At 61.5% G+C, this 16,604-nt stretch carries 15 protein-coding genes and 1 tRNA gene; 12 read left to right on the top strand and 4 right to left on the bottom strand.

All coding sequences use genetic code 11. The features are described 5' to 3' along the window. The first annotated feature begins 38 nt into the window (after positions 1 to 38). From HMPREF9696_RS06825 to HMPREF9696_RS06785, 9 genes are all read left to right on the top strand, one after another. Positions 39 to 1,187, top strand: coding sequence for a thiolase domain-containing protein (locus tag HMPREF9696_RS06825; RefSeq protein WP_040301866.1), 1,149 nt, complete (start codon positions 39 to 41; stop codon positions 1,185 to 1,187). Then, complete coding sequence (locus tag HMPREF9696_RS06820; protein WP_002712235.1) at positions 1,187 to 1,579, top strand: Zn-ribbon domain-containing OB-fold protein; 393 nt, start codon at positions 1,187 to 1,189, stop codon at positions 1,577 to 1,579. The genes HMPREF9696_RS06825 and HMPREF9696_RS06820 overlap by 1 nt, the downstream gene beginning before the upstream one ends. 133 nt (positions 1,580 to 1,712) lie before the next feature. Then, a complete protein-coding gene (locus HMPREF9696_RS06815) occupies positions 1,713 to 2,573 on the top strand; it encodes a MaoC/PaaZ C-terminal domain-containing protein (protein ID WP_002712234.1) in 861 nt (286 codons plus the stop codon). A 21-nt stretch (positions 2,574 to 2,594) separates the two neighbouring features. Further along, positions 2,595 to 3,467: an SDR family oxidoreductase gene (locus tag HMPREF9696_RS06810; protein WP_002712233.1), complete on the top strand. Its 873-nt coding sequence runs from the start codon at positions 2,595 to 2,597 to the stop codon at positions 3,465 to 3,467. A 14-nt stretch (positions 3,468 to 3,481) separates the two neighbouring features. Then, positions 3,482 to 4,411, top strand: coding sequence for a dihydrodipicolinate synthase family protein (locus tag HMPREF9696_RS06805; RefSeq protein WP_002712232.1), 930 nt, complete (start codon positions 3,482 to 3,484; stop codon positions 4,409 to 4,411). 11 nt (positions 4,412 to 4,422) lie between these two features. Beyond that, complete coding sequence (locus tag HMPREF9696_RS06800) at positions 4,423 to 5,223, top strand: NUDIX hydrolase (RefSeq protein ID WP_002712231.1); 801 nt, start codon at positions 4,423 to 4,425, stop codon at positions 5,221 to 5,223. Positions 5,224 to 5,314: 91 nt separating this feature from the next. Next, entirely contained in the window at positions 5,315 to 6,055 is a 741-nt protein-coding gene (locus HMPREF9696_RS06795; protein ID WP_002712230.1) for a DUF3750 domain-containing protein, read from the top strand. A gap of 37 nt (positions 6,056 to 6,092) precedes the next feature. Further along, positions 6,093 to 6,884, top strand: a complete 792-nt coding sequence (locus tag HMPREF9696_RS06790) for a cobalamin-binding protein (RefSeq protein ID WP_002712229.1) — start codon at positions 6,093 to 6,095, stop codon at positions 6,882 to 6,884. An 83-nt stretch (positions 6,885 to 6,967) separates the two neighbouring features. Next, positions 6,968 to 7,867: a LysR substrate-binding domain-containing protein gene (locus HMPREF9696_RS06785; protein ID WP_002712228.1), complete on the top strand. Its 900-nt coding sequence runs from the start codon at positions 6,968 to 6,970 to the stop codon at positions 7,865 to 7,867. On the opposite strand, the gene HMPREF9696_RS06780 is transcribed toward HMPREF9696_RS06785, so the two are convergent. After that, the gene (locus tag HMPREF9696_RS06780) at positions 7,859 to 9,241 is read right to left on the bottom strand and encodes a hypothetical protein (protein WP_002712227.1); all 1,383 of its coding nucleotides are present in this window, start codon (positions 9,239 to 9,241) and stop codon (positions 7,859 to 7,861) included. The genes HMPREF9696_RS06785 and HMPREF9696_RS06780 overlap by 9 nt on opposite strands. A 251-nt stretch (positions 9,242 to 9,492) precedes the next feature. Next, positions 9,493 to 9,569, bottom strand: a tRNA-Arg gene (locus tag HMPREF9696_RS06775). 267 nt (positions 9,570 to 9,836) lie between these two features. Between HMPREF9696_RS06775 and HMPREF9696_RS06770 the strand changes: the two genes are divergently transcribed. Together HMPREF9696_RS06770 and HMPREF9696_RS06765 are read left to right on the top strand one after the other, a co-directional pair. Next, entirely contained in the window at positions 9,837 to 12,014 is a 2,178-nt protein-coding gene (locus HMPREF9696_RS06770) for a PQQ-dependent dehydrogenase, methanol/ethanol family (protein WP_002712226.1), read from the top strand. A 248-nt stretch (positions 12,015 to 12,262) separates the two neighbouring features. Then, the gene (locus HMPREF9696_RS06765) at positions 12,263 to 12,712 is read left to right on the top strand and encodes a hypothetical protein (protein WP_002712225.1); all 450 of its coding nucleotides are present in this window, start codon (positions 12,263 to 12,265) and stop codon (positions 12,710 to 12,712) included. A gap of 281 nt (positions 12,713 to 12,993) precedes the next feature. Here the strand turns inward: HMPREF9696_RS06765 and HMPREF9696_RS06760 are convergent, their stop codons facing one another. Then, a complete protein-coding gene (locus tag HMPREF9696_RS06760) occupies positions 12,994 to 14,121 on the bottom strand; it encodes an S-(hydroxymethyl)glutathione dehydrogenase/class III alcohol dehydrogenase (RefSeq protein WP_002712224.1) in 1,128 nt (375 codons plus the stop codon). A 106-nt stretch (positions 14,122 to 14,227) separates the two neighbouring features. On the opposite strand from HMPREF9696_RS06760, the gene HMPREF9696_RS06755 reads away from it, so the two are divergent. Next, positions 14,228 to 15,130 carry a DMT family transporter gene (locus tag HMPREF9696_RS06755; RefSeq protein WP_002712223.1) on the top strand — a complete coding sequence of 301 codons (903 nt, stop codon included), beginning with the start codon at positions 14,228 to 14,230 and terminating at the stop codon, positions 15,128 to 15,130. Here HMPREF9696_RS06755 and HMPREF9696_RS06750 read toward each other — a convergent pair. Beyond that, on the bottom strand, positions 15,127 to 16,593 hold the full coding sequence (locus HMPREF9696_RS06750; RefSeq protein ID WP_002712222.1) for a cryptochrome/photolyase family protein: 1,467 nt from the start codon (positions 16,591 to 16,593) through the stop codon (positions 15,127 to 15,129). The two genes, HMPREF9696_RS06755 and HMPREF9696_RS06750, sit on opposite strands and share 4 nt — an antisense overlap. Between the last annotated feature and the right edge of the window lie 11 nt (positions 16,594 to 16,604).

The following is a 16,604-nucleotide window of genomic DNA, read 5'->3' as shown; positions in this document are numbered from 1 at the left end:
GTCAGAAAATCCGCTGAGAGCAAACAGCGGAGATGACGTTGAGCATCAAGGGTAAAGCCTATATCGCCGGGATTTATGAGCATCCCACCCGGCATGCGCCGGACAAGTCGACGGCGCAATTGCACGCCGAATGCGCCAAGGGCGCGCTGGAGGATGCAGGCCTGACCAAGGCCGATGTCGACGGCTATTTTTGCGCGGGTGACGCGCCCGGCGGCGTGATGCCGATGGCCGATTATCTCGGCCTGAAACTGCGTCATCTCGATTCCACCGAGACCGGCGGGTGCTCCTACATCATCGCGCTTGGCCACGCCGCCGAGGCGATTGCCGCGGGCAAGTGTTCGGTTGCGCTGATCACGCTGGCCGGAAAGCCGCGCACCGGCCCGATGCCGCCGCGTGCGTTCGGCGCCGAAGTCGATTTTGAGGCCGCCTATGGCGCGACAACCCACAACGCTTACGGCATGTGCGCCATGCGCCATATGCATGAGTTCGGCACCACCAGTGAACAACTCGCTTGGGTGAAGGTCGCCGCCTCGCATCATGCGCAATACAATCCGCATGCGATGCTGCGCGATGTGGTCACGGTTGAGGATGTTCTCAACTCGCCGATGATCTCCGACCCGCTGCACAGGCTCGATTGCTGCGTGGTGTCCGATGGTGGCGGCGCTCTGGTCGTCACCACGCCCGAAATCGCGAAGTCGCTGAAGCGTCCGCTGGTGCGCCTGACCGGCCACGGCGAATCGCTGAAAGGCCCGAACGGCGGCCGCAAGCTCGACCTGACCTATTCGGCAGGTGTGTGGAGCGGACCTCCGGCTTTCGCCGAAGCAGGCGTGACGCCGAAGGATATCAAGTACGCCTCGATCTATGACAGCTTCACCATCACCGTGGTGATTCAGCTTGAAGACCTCGGCTTCTGTGCCAAGGGGCAGGGCGGCAAGTTCGTCGCCGACGGCAACCTGATTTCCGGTGTCGGCAAGCTGCCGTGGAACACCGATGGCGGCGGGCTGTGTAACAATCATCCGATCAACCGCGGCGGCATCACCAAGATCATCGAGGCGGTGCGGCAGTTGCGCGGTGAGGCGCATCCGAAAGTTCAGGTTCCGAATTGCGATCTTGCGTTGGTGCATGGCACTGGCGGATTGCTCGGTGTGCGGCATGCGGCATCGACCGCTGTTCTGGAGCGCGTGTGATGACTGACAAGCCAAGGTATCCAGCCCCGACGGGCAATCCCGAAACCACGCAGTTCTGGGACGCGGCGAAGGAAGGCAAGTTCCTGATCAAGCGCTGCACCGCCTGCGGTGAGCCGCATTATTTTCCGCGCTCGATCTGCCCGGTGTGTTTCTCGGATCAGACCGTATGGGAAGAGAGCAGGGGCGAGGGCGTGATCTACAGCTACAGCCTGATGCGCAAGTCGCCCAGCGGGCCTTACGCCATCGGCTATGTCACGCTCGATGAGGGCCCGTCGCTGCTGACCAATTTCGTGGACTGCGACCTGGCGGCGCTGAAAATCGGTCAGCGCGTGAAGGTCGTGTTCAAGCCGACTGACGGCGCGCCGCTGCCGTTCTTCACCCCGGTAGCATAGTGCAGAATTCCTCATGGTGAGGAGACCCCTCGCGTCGTCTCGCACCATGAGGACACGACAATAACCTCATCCTTCGAGACGCGCACAAGAGTGCGCTCCTCAGGATGAGGACATAAAACGAGGAAACAAAAGCATGCCGATCAAGTACGATGAGGTGATGGCGCTCAAAAATGTCGGCCAGAAGTATTCATGGACCGACCGCGAGGTGATGCTCTACGCCTACGGCATCGGCATGGGCGCCGATCCGATGGACGAGAAAGAGTTGTCTTTCGTCAACGAGGGCTATTATACGCCGCGCGAACTCAAGGTGGTGCCGACCTATGCGTCGGTCGCCGCGTGGGGCGCGAGTGCCGGTCCTATCGACGTCAACCGCGTCATGGTGGTGGACGGCGAGCGCGACATCACCTTCCACAAGCCGCTGCCCATCGCAGCGAACATCACGGCGGATTCCAGCATCCTCGGCGTGTTCGACAAGGGCAAGGACAAGGGCGCGGTGATCCTGCGCAAGACCGTGCTCAAGAACGACAAGGGCGAGGATCTCGCCACGCTGATCGCCTCTCAGTTCGCGCGCGGCGATGGCGGCTTCGGCGGTCCGTCCGAAGGGCAGCCCGAGCCGCACGCGATCCCCAAGCGCGCGCCGGACATGACCGTCGATATTTCCACGCGCCCGGATCAGGCGCTGATCTACCGGCTCTGCGGCGACCGCAATCCGCTGCACAGCGACCCTGAATTTGCGAAGAAGGCCGGGTTCGATCGTCCGATCCTGCATGGCATGTGTACCTACGGCCTGAGCTGCCGCGCGGTGCTGCAGACCTATGCGGACTACGATCCGGCCGCATTCAAACAGCATGTGACCCGCTTCTCGTCGCCGGTGTTCCCCGGCGAAACCGTGTCGTTCGATCTCTGGAAGGACGGCAACGTGATTTCGCTCGAAGGCCGGGTGAAGAGCCGCAACGTCACCGTCATCAAGAACGGAAAAACCGTTCTCGCCTAATAAAAAGAAGCGGAGGAAACGATGGGTCTGCTCGACGGCAAGGTTGCGATCATCACGGGTGCGGGCGGCGGGCTCGGCGAAGCCTATGCGAAGCTGTTCGCGCGCGAAGGGGCTGCGGTCATTGTCAACGACCTCGGCGGTCCGCGCGATGGCAGCGGTGCCGACACGTCGATGGCACAGAAGGTTGTCGATGCGATCAAGGCCGAAGGCGGCCGCGCCTATGCCAACGGCGCTGACATCTCGACCATGGCAGGCGGGCAGTCGGTGTTCGACGATGCGATCAAGCAGTTCGGGCGTGCGGATATTCTGGTCAACAACGCCGGCATTCTGCTCGACGGCACGTTCGCCAAGATGACCGAGGCGAACTGGGACAAGGTGATGAAGGTGCATCTGAAGGGCACCTTCTGCGTCACGTTGCCGGTTTTCAAATGGATGAAGGACAACGGCGGCGGCGTCATCGTCAACACGTCTTCGACTTCAGGCCTGCTCGGCAATTTCGGCCAAAGCAACTACGGCGCGGCCAAGGGCGGCATCTGGGGGCTGAGCAATGTGCTCACCATCGAAGGCCGCAAGCACGGCATCCGGGTCTGGACGCTCTCTCCGGGCGCACTGACTCGCATGACCGCGGACCTGCCGCGCTATATCGAAAATCCTAAGGCGGCGATGGGGCCGGACGAGATTGCGCCTGCCGTGCTTTACATGGTCAGTTCATTGTCCGGTGAGCAAACGGGCAAGGTGCTCGGCGTGTCCGGGCCGCGCGGCGTCCGCGAGATGAAAATGATGGAAATGGAGGGCTGGAAGCCCGGCGGATCGTGGAAGGCGCAGGATATTCTCAGCCATGCCGGCGAGATTTTCTTCGACGAACACGATAAGATGGCAGCCCGCAAAGTCTAGTTCCGGAAACCATGATGAAGCTGACCTCCGAGGCGAGCGGCACGTTCGCCATTGCACCGACCCCGTTTTTTGACGATGGCCGCATCGATTTCGACTCCATCGATCGGCTGACGGATTTCTATGCCGAGGTGGGATGCAACGGCGTCACCGTGCTCGGCATTCTCGGCGAAGCGCCGAAGATGGAGGCGGATGAATCGCTGCAGGTCGCGACCCGCTTCATCAAGCGCGCGAAGGACAAGCAGATCATCGTCGGCGTCTCCGCGCCGGGCTTCGCCCAGATGCGCAGGCTGGCGCAAGCCTCGATGGACGCGGGTGCCGCCGCCGTGATGATCGCGCCGCCGCCGCATCTACGCACCGACGAGCAGATCACCGGCTATTTCCGGCAGGCGAGCGAAGCCATCGGCAGCGACATTCCGTGGGTGCTTCAAGACTATCCGTTGACGCTGACGGTGGTGATGACGCCATCGGTCATCCGCAAGATCGTGATGGACAGTCCGTCCTGCGTGATGCTCAAGCACGAGGATTGGCCGGGGCTGGAAAAGATTTCGGCGTTGCGCGGTTTCCAGAAGGACGGTTCGCTGCGTCCGCTTTCCATTCTGGTTGGCAACGGCGGCCTGTTCCTCGATTTCGAGATGGAGCGGGGCGTCGATGGCGCCATGACCGGCTACGCCTTCCCGGACATGCTGGTGGACGTGGTCAATCTGTCCAAGGCGGGCAAGCGCGATGCCGCGCACGACCTGTTCGACGCGCATCTTCCGCTGATTCGCTACGAGCAGCAGCCCGGCGTGGGCCTGGCGGTGCGCAAATATGTGCTCAAGAAGCGCGGCAAGATCGCCTCCGATGCGCAGCGCAAGCCGGGATCGAGCATGAGCGCGCTGGCGCGCAGCGAAGTGGATTATCTTCTGTCCCGCGTTGCACGTTTCGACAAGCGGGCCAACATCTGATGAGCAGCACCATGAGCGTTCCCGATCCGTCGAAGGCCCTGCGTGTCGCATCCACCGTGCTGCTGTTGCGCGAAGCGGGCGGCGGTATGGAAATTTTCATGGTGCAGCGAAATCGCCAGATCGAGTTCAGCTCCGGCGCGCTGGTGTTTCCGGGCGGCAGCATGGATCCGAACGACCGGGAAGTCGCGGCCGATCCGGCGCTGGTCGGCGACCGAGGCGGTCTCGATATCGACACGGCGGCGATCCGCATCGGTGGCATCCGCGAGACCTTCGAGGAAAGCGGAATTCTTCTGGCGCGTCCACGGGGATCGTCCGCGCTGGTGTCCGCGGAGAAAGCTGATGCGCTGGGCGCGCAACGCGAGGCGCTTGACGAAGGCAAGGTCAGTTTCGCGGACATCCTGCGACAGCATGATCTCGTCCCGGCGATCGATCTCCTGGCGCTGTTCGCGCACTGGATCACGCCGGTGAAGCTGCCGAAGCGTTTCGACACGCATTTCCTGCTGGCGCTCGCGCCGCCCGATCAGGTCGGCAAACATGACGGGAAGGAGTCGGTGGATTCGGTCTGGCTGTCGCCGAAGGCAGCGCTCGAAGCAGCAGAATCAGGACGTTACAATCTTCCGTTTCCGACCATCCGCAACCTGATCAAGCTCGACAAGCTGGGCACCGCGCAGGCGGCGATGAACCACGCCCGCACGATGTCTGTCGTGACCGTGGTGCCTGAGATCAGCCGCAATGCGGACGGAACCACGCGCCTGCGCATTCCGCTTGAAGCGGGATATGACGGCGATGTCTTCGACGTCGCGCGGCCCTGACGCCTTCCGGCCCATTGAATCCACCGCCTTGGATCACCATCCTCAGGTACGCAATATGCGTTTCTCATGGTGTCCGATGAGATTGTGGAAGATGATTCTGGCTGCGTTTCTGGTTCTTCTGTTCGCACCCATCGGCGTCTCCGCCGCATCCTATTTCGTCAGTGATCGGGCTTCGGCCAACTGGTATGCTGCCGATCGCTCCAGCGCCGGCGTTTTGCCAGACGCTGCGAAGCATCCTGAAGCCGCCGTTCGCATCTATGCCGCGCGCACGGTTCGCTGGCGCGGCATCGTCGCCGTGCATTCCTGGATTGTGTTCAAGGAGCAGGGGGCCTCGCGCTACAGCCGTTACGACTATACGGCATGGGGTGAGCCGATTCGCGTGAACGGATTTGTGGCGGACGGACGCTGGTTCGGGCAGGTCCCCGAGGAAGTGTTCCGCGCCGACGGCGAGCGCGCATCGCTTCTGATACCGAAAATCAAGGCGGCAATCGAGAGCTACAAGTATCGCAATCTCGGCGACTATCGAGCCTGGCCCGGCCCGAACTCGAATACATTCGTTGCAGCGATTATTGACGCCGTCCCTGAAACGCAGGCCGTGCTGCCGCCCACAGCAATCGGGAAGGACTTTCCTTATGATGGCGCGTGGTTTGGCCGCACGCCCTCCGGCACCGGTGTACGCGCGACGCTGGGCGGATATCTCGGGATCACCGTTGGCTGGCTGGAAGGTGTGGAACTGAATGTGCTGGGTGCCGTTCTCGGCATCGACATCCGCCGTCCCGCGATCAAGATACCCGGCATTGGGCGCATTGGCACGAGCGCGGCGGCGGCCTAGTCAGGTACCGCCGCATTCAGATCTGTTGAGATCGTTGATGACATTTCCACCACAACGGATCGTGTGCCTGACCGAAGAGACGGTCGAGACGCTGTACCTGCTCGGTGAGCAGGATCGCATTGTCGGCGTCTCGGGTTATGCCGTGCGGCCGCCGCAGGTCCGGCGCGAGAAGCCGCGGGTCTCGGCGTTCATTTCGGCGGATGTGCCGAAAATTCTGGCGCTCGATCCCCATCTGGTTCTGGCGTTCTCCGACCTGCAGGCCGATATCGTGGCCGATCTGGTGCGCGCAGGCGTCGCGGTTCATGTTTTCAACCAGCGCGACATTGCCGGAATTCTGGCGATGATCCGCACGCTCGGCGGATTGATCGGCGAATCCGCAAAGGCAGATGAGCTGGCGACGCAATTCGAGCAGCGCCTTGCGCAGATTGCGTCGGTGAAGCGCTTCAGCCGTCCGCGTGTCTATTTCGAGGAATGGGACGATCCGCTGATCAGCGGTATCGGCTGGGTGTCGGAACTGATCGTTATCGCGGGCGGTGAGGACGTCTTTCCGCAACTTGCAAAGGCGAAGGCCGCGAAGGATCGCATTGTTGCGCCCGGCGCGGTGGCGGCGGCCAATCCGGATGTCATCCTTGCCTCCTGGTGCGGAAAGAAGGTCGTGCCCGCCAAAATTCGCCAGCGGCCCGGATGGGGCACCATTGCCGCCGTCCGCGATAACCGGATTGTCGAAATCAAATCTCCGCTGATCCTGCAGCCCGGGCCGGCCGCCCTGACGGACGGGCTGGATGCCATCGTTGCGGCTTTGTGGAGCAGGGACGGCAACGCGACCTGAACGCTGGCTGTTGCTCAGAGAATGCTTTTCAATTAGCTGCGGCCGGATTAATGACATAGTTGGATAAGAAAAATTGATCCAACATGGTCTCGCTCAAGCAGCTCAAGTATTTCGATGCGGTCGCCCGGTCGCGCCACTTCGGCAAGGCCGCGGAGCATTGCGCCGTCACCCAGCCGGCGCTGTCGATGCAGATTCAGGAGCTTGAGAAGTTCCTCGGCGTCCAGCTTCTGGAGCGCGGCCGCAGCGGCGTGATGCTGACGGAAAGCGGCAGGGAAATCGCCGAACGCGCCGCGCGGGTGCTCGCGGATGTGCGTGATATTGTCGATGTCGCACGCCAGCAGGGAAACGTGCTCGCCGGACCGCTTGGTCTCGGGGTGATCCCGTCGGTGGCGCCGTACATTCTGCCGCAGCTTCTGCCCATGGTGCGCGATGCGTTTCCCGATCTGGATCTGCATATTCGCGAAAGCCAGACCCAGTCGCTGTTGAGCGAACTTCTCGACGGGCAGCTCGATGTGCTGCTGCTCGCGCTGCCGGTCGAACATCCCGACATCGAGACGGTCCGTCTGTTCGATGACCGCTTCCTGCTGGCGATGGCGGCATCTCACCGCATGTCGAACCGCGTGAAGGCCACGCCCGATCTGCTCGAGGGGGAAAAGCTGCTGTTGCTGGAAGAAGGGCACTGCATGCGCGAGCAGGCGCTGGCGTTCTGCAGCCTGCGGCGGATCGAAAACATCAACACATTCGGGGCGTCGAGCCTGTCGACACTGGTGCAGATGGTGGCGAACGGTCTTGGCATGACACTGTTGCCGGAGCTTGCCGTGCCGCTTGAGAGCAGGCGAGGCGACATTCGCCTGATGCGGTTTGCCGATCCGGAGCCGCAGCGGGTGATCGGGCTGGCGTGGCGCAGAAGCTCGCCGCGCAAACGGCATTTTGAAGAACTTGGGCAGATGATTGCGCGGACCACAGCCCCGCAATCACAATGACGGCTGGGACCAGTCGATCAGCGGTGCATTGAAGGCGCGGCTCCATACACTCAGGAAACGCGGAAACCAGGAATGCGCGATGGCGCCGCGATAGGCCCATGTGCGGTACTGGAGGCCGTTTTCCGATAGCAGTTCCTGATACCCGCCATGCGTTTCGGTCGCTTGATGGATATGACGCAGGATTTCGCGGGCGTAGGGCCGGTATCTTTCGGCACCGGAGAATTCATCGTGTTCGAGCATTCGGTCGGCGAATTCGACATTGAATGTCGGCCAAGCCGACCGGCCTTGATAGGACGGCGTGGCGATCCGGTGGATCAGTTTCTTGCGCGGATTATCCGCCGAGACGAAAAAGTGGAAGGTCTCGGGAATCCGGAAGCGTGGCTCGGCGAGGATCAGGTCGGTGGTCGCGCTGAACAGCGCGCGCTCCGTCTCGTTCCTGAAATCCCAGAATCCGTGCTGCACATTGACGAAATCGAGCGCGATGGAGAAGGCAGGGGCTTCCGCGACGCAATCCAGACTATGCCGGATGTAGCCGTCACGGCCGAACAGGTGAAGCAACTCGGACTTGTACTGCGCAAGGTCGCGCCCGAGAGCTGCCGCCAGCTCGCTTTCATCAACGATGCCAAGCCGGATGCTCTGCTGGAAGGTCGCGTAAACGCTCGCATTGGTGACGAAGCGCAATCGTTCCGCGCGGGTATCGGTTGCCGCCGAACGAGGCGCGCGGACGTCGCAAAGCAGGGTGCGGATTCCGTTGCCCTCATAAGGTTTGAGACTTCGCGCGAGGCCGAGCACCGATGTCTTCAGATCGGCGCGATACTCGCCCAGCAACGAGCGGCCGGTTTCGGCGGCAATTGCCATGTCCGCAAAGGATGAGATGCGCAGGTCGGCGCGAATCATCTGCTCCAGGCCGGTCTGCACGCCGAGAAGCGTGTCGGAGGGCTGGGCGAAATAGTTGGCGCCGATGTAGCGATTGCGCTTCACCGGAATGAGCGTCGTCGTAACGATGCCGGAACGCACGGCGTTCAACATCAGCCGGATGCTTTTTTCAAGGAGATGAATTCGGCGGGCTGCGTCCTGTGAATCGATAATGGTCTGCGGGTCGAGAACGTCGGGATAGAACCAGGCGAAGTCGCGCGGATAATAGGCCGAAGCATGTGGTGCGCCGGTGACCAGAAATGCTTCCCGCGCGGAGAACGCACTGTTCATTGAGTTGCGGTAAAGCTCCTCGATCCTTGCCGGTGCATAATAGGCGCGTCGAAGAAAGCGATCAGACAGGAAGTTGGCCGCCTGCAGGCAATTGGCGACGCAGGTCGCGGCAAGGCCCTGATAAAACCTGTGCTCGGCATTTGACGGCAGAAGTCCCTCGATGCTCACCGTTTTCTCCCGACGTTGGACGTCCGTTCCAAATAGCTCGGCGTTCCGATTCGGCTGAAGCGCATATTTGCGGAAACCGCAGTGCAATACGTCGCAAGCCATGCCGAAACATTTGCCGACTTGCAATTCCCATCATCGACTTATGATTGTCATAATTGGGGGCGCGGGCAGGGCCGGCGTGGTCCTCGGCAAGTCGGATCGGTCAGGCGTGCGTCGTCGCGGATGCTGCGAGACGCTCTTTTTGAGGGGATTGGCGCGCTCCGAGAGATTCGAACTCCCGACCCTCGGAATCGAAATCCGATGCTCTATCCAGCTGAGCTAGGAGCGCTGAGGGGCGCACCATAGCCAATGGCAGCCTGAAATCCACCCCGAAAATGATCATGAAACCAATCTTTTGCGACGAGGTTTGTCACGCCAGTCTCATTCTCAATCGCTTGTTTGAAAACATCTCTTGCTAATTTTGTCTCGCTCTCGTGTGCATCATGCACTGCACGATGCACTGGCGTTCGCTGCATTGCGCAACATGGTTTCGTTGACGGACTTTGGATTGAGTCTAACATTCGCTCAGGCCCGTGAGAGGCCATGGGAGGAATGCATGATCCGTCTTGCCAGCCCGTCTGCTCGCCGACAATTTTCCGCAAATGCCGCAACCCAGCGCTCACCGCTGGGTTTTTTGATTCTTGCGTCTGTTGTTGCTGCGTTCGCCGGTTTTTCCGGCGCTTCGGCGCAATCGCCCGCCAAAGGGTCGCCTGAACATATCAAGGCTGTGACATCCGCCGTCGATCAGAATTCGATCAAGGCCAACGCAGCCACGTCGAACGATTGGCCGGCCGTGGGTCTGGACCTTGGCGAAACCCGCTTCAGCAGGCTCAAACAGATCAACACCGACAACGTGAAGAATCTGGGCCTGGTCTGGTCGTACAATCTGGAATCCTCGCGCGGCGTCGAGGCAACGCCGGTTGTCGTTGATGGCATCATGTATGTCACGGCCTCGTGGAGCGTGGTGCATGCGATCGACGTTCGCACTGGCAAGAAGATCTGGACCTACGATCCGGAGGTGCCGCGCACCATCGGCTACAAAGGCTGCTGCGACGTCGTGAATCGCGGTGTCGCGCTTCACAAGGGCAAGGTTTTTGTCGGTGCTTATGACGGCCGGCTGATCGCGCTTGATGCCGTGACCGGCAAGAAGGTCTGGGAAAAGGATACGCTGCTCGACAAGGAGCATTCCTACACCATCACCGGCGCGCCGCGTGTGGTGAATGGCAAGGTGGTGATCGGCAACGGCGGTGCGGAATACGGCGCGCGCGGTTATGTCACCGCTTACGATGCAGAGACCGGTAATCAGGCCTGGCGCTGGTTTATCGTTCCCGGCGATCCATCGAAGCCTTACGAAGACGAATCGATGGAGAAGGCCGCCAAAACCTGGGATCCGGCTGGAAAATACTGGGTCAACGGCGGCGGCGGCACCGCATGGGACACCATCACCTTCGATCCCGAATTGAATCTCGTTTATATCGGGACAGGCAACGGTTCGCCATGGAACCGGCATCTTCGCAGTCCCGCCGGCGGCGATAACCTCTATCTCGCATCGATTGTCGCGCTGAATGCCGACACCGGAAAGTATGTCTGGCATTATCAGGAAACACCGGGCGATCACTGGGACTATACCTCGACCCAGCCGATGATCCTGGCCGACATCAACATTGATGGCGCGCCGAGGAAGGTCATCCTTCACGCACCGAAGAATGGGTTCTTCTTCGTCATTGATCGCACCAACGGCAAGTTCATTTCAGCGAAGAACTTCGTCGATGTGAACTGGGCGACGGGATACGACGCCAATGGCCGGCCGATCGAGGTTGCCGCGGCGCGCGATCCTGAAAAGGGGATGGACGCCATCCCGGGTCCTTACGGGGCTCACAACTGGCATCCGATGTCGTTCAATCCGATGACCGGGCTGGTCTATCTACCCGCGCAGGGCGTGCCGCTGAACCTCACGCCGCAAAAAGGCTGGAAGCACAATGCCAACCAGCCCGGCGATTTCGGCGGCAATACCGGCTGGAACACCGGCTTTGTTCTGAACGCGACTCCGCCGAAGAACCTGCCGTTCGGGCGGCTTATTGCGTGGGACCCGGTGAAGCAGAAGGAGGCCTGGAAGCAGGAATACGTTGCGCCGTGGAATGGCGGAACGCTGACCACTGCCGGCAATCTCGTTTTCCAGGGAACCGCTGACGGCCGCTTCATCGCCTACAATGCGACGACCGGCGACAAGCTCTGGGAGTCGCCGACGGGCACCGGCGTCGTTGCTGCGGCTTCGACCTATATGGTCGACGGCAAGCAGTATGTGTCTGTCGCGGTCGGTTGGGGCGGCGTGTTCGGCATCGCCGCACGCGCCACCGAAGGCGACAATCCCGGCACGGTCTACACCTTCGCGGTGGACGGCAAGGCTCCTTTGCCGAAGATCACGAAGTACCAGATGGAAAACCTGCTCGAAGGCGTGAAATACAATCCGGCCGACGTCGGCCCGGGCACGCTGCTGTATGTCAGCAGTTGCGTGACCTGTCATGGCGTGCCGGGCGTCGACAAGGGCGGCAACGTCCGCAATCTTGGCTATGTCGGCGCCGAGACCATCGCGAACCTGAAGAACTTCGTGTTCAAGGGGCCGCATATGGACAAGGGCATGCCGGATTTCACCGGCAAATTGAGTGACGACGATGTGGTCAAGATCATCGCGTTCATTCAGGGAACGGCGGACGCGATCCGGCCGAAGAAGTAAGCAGGACGAACAATTGATGCGGGAGCGGGCGGCCCATGGCCATCCGCTCCCGCGCCGTTTGCGGCGTTGCTCGAAATCAGGAAAAACCTGATATAATTCAGATACTTGCTTCTGTGCCGTGCGGAGCAGACCGCCGGGCTGTCGTGCTTAACGCTTTATCAAACACAGTCCCGCCAGAGTCTTGGTGTTGATGAAGCCGACAAGGCCGTCACCGTCTGTTTCAGATTTTATTGTCGCTTCGGATCTTCATGCGGATCGCCGTTTTTGTGTCTGTCGCTCTGTTGCTGCTGGCCGCAATGCCGGCGCGCGCCGACCTGCGCATCACGCGCGACCATGGCGGCTATGTGGAGGAGTACAAGGCGAAGTACGCGCGCATCCGGGCAAAGGGCGAGCGCGTCATCATCGACGGCATCTGCAATTCGGCATGCACCATGGTGTTCGGTATCGTGCCGCTGAACAAGATTTGTGTAACGCCGCGTGCAAGCCTTGGATTCCATCAGGCTTATTATGACAAGGCCTGGACCTTCGGCATCAAGGTCAATAGCAGCGAGGGGACATCGGACCTGATGTCCTATTATCCGCCGTCCGTGAAATCGTGGATCAGCCGCAACGGCGGCCTCACCAACGAGATGAAGAAGATCAAGAATGGCGCCGATCTCTGGCGCATCGTCGATCCGTGCCCGGAAGAATTTTTCTAAGCTTCGCGCGCGCTCTCTCTCAGGTCGTTCCGTACGATTTTCCCGCCTTCTCCCGAAATCTCTCTCCGGTCGTCCCCGCGAAAGCGGGGACCCATACTCCCTGAGCGGTCGATTTAAGGGAGATGCTGGAGCAGCTTTCTCGCAGTCATCACATTGTTCGGTGGTTATGGGTCCCGGCCGGAGCCTGTCATCGGACGGCGCTTTGCGCCGATCCGTTGGCCGGGACGACGTCGCATGGTGAAGCAGATTACGTGCAATTCGTTATGCGGACCGGGCCGCTTCTAGAACGTCACGACGCCGCGGATCGACTGGCCCGACTTCATCAGATCGAACGCCTTGTTGATGTCATTGAGCGGCATCACATGGGTAATCATCGGATCGATCTGGATCTTTCCCTGCATATACCAGTCCACGATTTTCGGGACATCCGTGCGGCCGCGCGCGCCGCCGAATGCCGTGCCTTTCCAGACGCGGCCGGTGACAAGCTGGAATGGCCTTGTCGCGATCTCCGCGCCCGAGGGCGCGACGCCGATCACGATCGACTGTCCCCAGCCGCGATGGCAGGCTTCCAGCGCTTGACGCATCACCGTGACATTGCCGGTGCAGTCGAACGTGTAGTCCGCGCCGCCGATCTGGTCTTCTTTTGTCCTCGTCATGTTGACCAGATGCGCGACGAGGTCCTTGCCGACTTCGGTCGGATTGACGAAATGCGTCATGCCGAAGCGCTCGCCCCAGGCCTTGCGGTCGTTGTTGATGTCGACGCCGATGATCATGTCCGCGCCGGCAAGGCGCAGGCCCTGCAGCACGTTCAGTCCGATGCCTCCAAGGCCGAACACGATCGCTTTCGCGCCTTGCTCGACCTTGGCGGTATTGATCACCGCGCCAATGCCGGTGGTGACGCCGCAGCCGATGTAGCAGACCTTGTCGAACGGCGCGTCCTCGCGGATCTTCGCCACCGCGATTTCCGGCAGCACGGTGTAGTTTGCGAAAGTCGAGGTGCCCATGTAGTGGTGGATCGGCTTGCCGCCGAGCGAAAAGCGCGATGTGCCGTCCGGCATCAGGCCCTGGCCCTGCGTGGCGCGGATCGCGGTGCAGAGGTTGGTCTTGCGCGACAGGCAGGACGGGCACTGGCGGCATTCCGGCGTATAGAGCGGAATGACATGATCGCCCTTCTTCACGCTGGTGACGCCACGGCCCACATCGACCACGACGCCTGCGCCCTCATGACCGAGAATGGCCGGGAACAGGCCTTCCGGATCGGCGCCGGACAGCGTGAATTCGTCGGTGTGGCACACGCCAGTCGCCTTGATCTCGACCATCACCTCGCCCTCGCGGGGGCCTTCCAGTTGAACGGTGGTGATCTCCAGCGGTTGACCGGCTGCGGTGGCGACGGCGGCACGAACATCCATGAAACAGACCTCTGTTTTGTGTGTCCGGGTCTGCATTTTTTGAAAGCATGGCCCGGCATATTTGTCGATTGCCCGACACCATAGGATCGGGCAAGCAGATGCGCAAATGAGTACATCGGCCCCTCAAGCGACATTCGACTCGATCGCCGCGCGCGCCGCGCCGGCGGTCTTTGTCGTGCTGTGGAGCACGGGATTTATCGGCACCAAGTATGTGCTGGCGGGGGCCGAACCGCTGACCTATCTCGCGGTGCGCATGGTCCTTGCAGCGGTGCTGATGGGGCTGATCGCCGCCGTCTCCCGTGCGTCATGGCCGAAAGGCGCCGACATTTTTCACAGCGCGGTGTCCGGATTGCTGGTTCACGGCTTTTATCTTGGCGGAACGGCGGTTGCGATTTTTCATTCTGTTCCGGCCGGATTGTCAGCGCTGATCCCGGGACTGCAGCCGATCCTCACATCTACGCTGGCGAACCGCTGGCTGGGCGAGCGCGTCACGCCGCTGCAATGGACCGGCTTGCTGATGGGGCTTGCGGGCACGCTGATTGTCCTGCACGGCCGCTCGATGGAAGGCGAGGCCGGCTGGGGCTGGCTCGCGACCGGTGTCGCGCTGGTCAGCATCACGCTCGGCACGCTTTATCAGAAGCGCTACTGCAGCCGGATCGACTGGCGTTCGGGCAACGCAATCCAGTTTCTGTCGGCGGCTGCGCTGTTCGCGCTCGGCGCGTGGCTGTTCGAGACGCGCGTGATCGTCTGGAATCGCGAATTCGTGCTGAGTCTGGCGTGGCTGGTCGTGGTGCTCTCGATCGGATCGATCGGATTGCTCTACTGGCTGATCCGCCACTCCGCCGCGACACAGGTGGCGAGCCTGTTCTATCTCGTACCGAGCGTCACGGCGCTGATGGCCTATCTGCTGTTCGACGAGCGGCTGGATGGTCTCTCGATTGCCGGCATGGTGATCTGCGCGGCGGCAGTGCTGCTGGTGAACAAGAGCACAGCAAGGGCGCGAGGTTAGGGTTCTCGCGTTTTGGCGTAGGCCGCAAGCGCACGGGCGCGGGCGGCCTTGTGATCGACCATCGGCTCCGGATAGTTTTCGCCGAGCGTGACACCGGCGGCGGCCAACTCCATCGGCGTGGCTTCCCATGGCTGATGAATCAGTTTTGCCGAAAGGCGCGCCAGTTCCGGCACCCATCTTGAGACGTAGGCGCCGTCCGGATCGAACTTCTCGCCCTGCAGCACCGGATTGAACACGCGGAAGTAGGGCGCGGCGTCCGCACCCGAGCCCGCCACCCACTGCCAGCTTGCCGGATTGCTGCCGGGATCGGCGTCGACCAGCGTATCCCAGAACCATTTTTCGCCGTGCCGCCAGTCGATCAGCAGGTGCTTGACCAGAAACGATGCGACCACCATGCGCACGCGGTTATGCATCACGCCGGTGTGCCAGAGTTCGCGCATGCCAGCGTCGACAATCGGGTAGCCTGTCCGGCCGCGCTGCCAGGCGCGCAGCGCTTTGGCGTCGCGCCGCCAGGGAAACGCATCGAACGATGATTGCAGATTCTTTTCGGCGAGATCGGGAAGATCGAATAGCAGGTGACGCGAGAATTCGCGCCAGCCAAGTTCGCTCAGAAATTTTCCGACATCGCTTGCAATGTCGGGTTTTTGAGCCGCCGCGAAATTCGCGGCATGCCACACCTGCCGCGGACTGATTTCACCGAACCGCAGATGTGGCGACAACCGCGAGGTGCCGTCGCGATCCGGCCGGTCGCGCAGGGTGGCGTAACCCTTGATGCCGGTCTCGAGAAAATCGTGAAGCCGTGTCTGCGCGGCGCTTTCGCCGGGCGTCCACGTGTCGCGCAAGCCACCGGCCCAGTCGGGATGTTTCGGCTCGAGATTCCAGGAGGCGAGGTCGTCGCTCGCGACAGCGGGGCCGGGCTTCAGCTTTTTCGGCACGGGCAGAGGCTGCGGCGGATCGCCGAGACTGAGGACCCGCTTCCAGAACGGCGTAAACACACGCAGGCCCCGACCTTCCTTGTTGCGCAGGCTCGCCGGCTTGACCAGCAGGTCGCCCGGAAAACCTCGCGCCTGAACGCCGATTTCCTTGAGAGCCGCCGTCACATCGCGCTCCACGGCGGACTGGCTGGGGACGTCGCTCTCGATCCAGTGAACGCTTGCGGCCTCGATATCCTGCGCGAGATCGGAAATGACTCGGGCTGCTGCGCCGCTGCGCAGCACGAGAGTCTGTCCGCGGGCCGCGAGACTGGCCTGCAGGCTTCTCAGCGATTGCGCCAACCACCATCGCGACGCGCTGCCGATTGCGCGTCCACGCGGCGGCCGTAGCGAAGTGCTTTCCTCGTCCAGCACATAGAGCAACACCAGCGGAGCGTCTGTCTCCGCCGCCGCGTGCAACGCCGGATGGTCGGACAGGCGCAGATCGTCGCGGAACCAGACAATGACGGGTGGGGCAGACGAACTCGTCATCAGTGGTTGCG

Source organism: Afipia clevelandensis ATCC 49720 (genome assembly GCF_000336555.1).
GTDB lineage: Bacteria > Pseudomonadota > Alphaproteobacteria > Rhizobiales > Xanthobacteraceae > Afipia > Afipia clevelandensis.
This window is presented reverse-complemented; position numbering and strand designations above follow the sequence as displayed.

Bases quoted from the DNA above. Each gene is read 5' to 3' on its own strand.
- HMPREF9696_RS06760 (WP_002712224.1), bottom strand. From the start codon at position 14,121: ATGGATGTTCGTGCCGCCGTCGCCACCGCAGCCGGTCAACCGCTGGAG.
- HMPREF9696_RS06805 (WP_002712232.1), top strand. From the start codon at position 3,482: ATGAAGCTGACCTCCGAGGCGAGCGGCACGTTCGCCATTGCACCGACC.
- HMPREF9696_RS06820 (WP_002712235.1), top strand. From the start codon at position 1,187: ATGACTGACAAGCCAAGGTATCCAGCCCCGACGGGCAATCCCGAAACC.
- HMPREF9696_RS06765 (WP_002712225.1), top strand. From the start codon at position 12,263: ATGCGGATCGCCGTTTTTGTGTCTGTCGCTCTGTTGCTGCTGGCCGCA.
- HMPREF9696_RS06755 (WP_002712223.1), top strand. From the start codon at position 14,228: ATGAGTACATCGGCCCCTCAAGCGACATTCGACTCGATCGCCGCGCGC.
- HMPREF9696_RS06790 (WP_002712229.1), top strand. From the start codon at position 6,093: ATGACATTTCCACCACAACGGATCGTGTGCCTGACCGAAGAGACGGTC.
- HMPREF9696_RS06810 (WP_002712233.1), top strand. From the start codon at position 2,595: ATGGGTCTGCTCGACGGCAAGGTTGCGATCATCACGGGTGCGGGCGGC.
- HMPREF9696_RS06750 (WP_002712222.1), bottom strand. From the start codon at position 16,593: ATGACGAGTTCGTCTGCCCCACCCGTCATTGTCTGGTTCCGCGACGAT.
- HMPREF9696_RS06770 (WP_002712226.1), top strand. From the start codon at position 9,837: ATGATCCGTCTTGCCAGCCCGTCTGCTCGCCGACAATTTTCCGCAAAT.
- HMPREF9696_RS06785 (WP_002712228.1), top strand. From the start codon at position 6,968: ATGGTCTCGCTCAAGCAGCTCAAGTATTTCGATGCGGTCGCCCGGTCG.
- HMPREF9696_RS06800 (WP_002712231.1), top strand. From the start codon at position 4,423: ATGAGCGTTCCCGATCCGTCGAAGGCCCTGCGTGTCGCATCCACCGTG.
- HMPREF9696_RS06795 (WP_002712230.1), top strand. From the start codon at position 5,315: ATGATTCTGGCTGCGTTTCTGGTTCTTCTGTTCGCACCCATCGGCGTC.
- HMPREF9696_RS06815 (WP_002712234.1), top strand. From the start codon at position 1,713: ATGCCGATCAAGTACGATGAGGTGATGGCGCTCAAAAATGTCGGCCAG.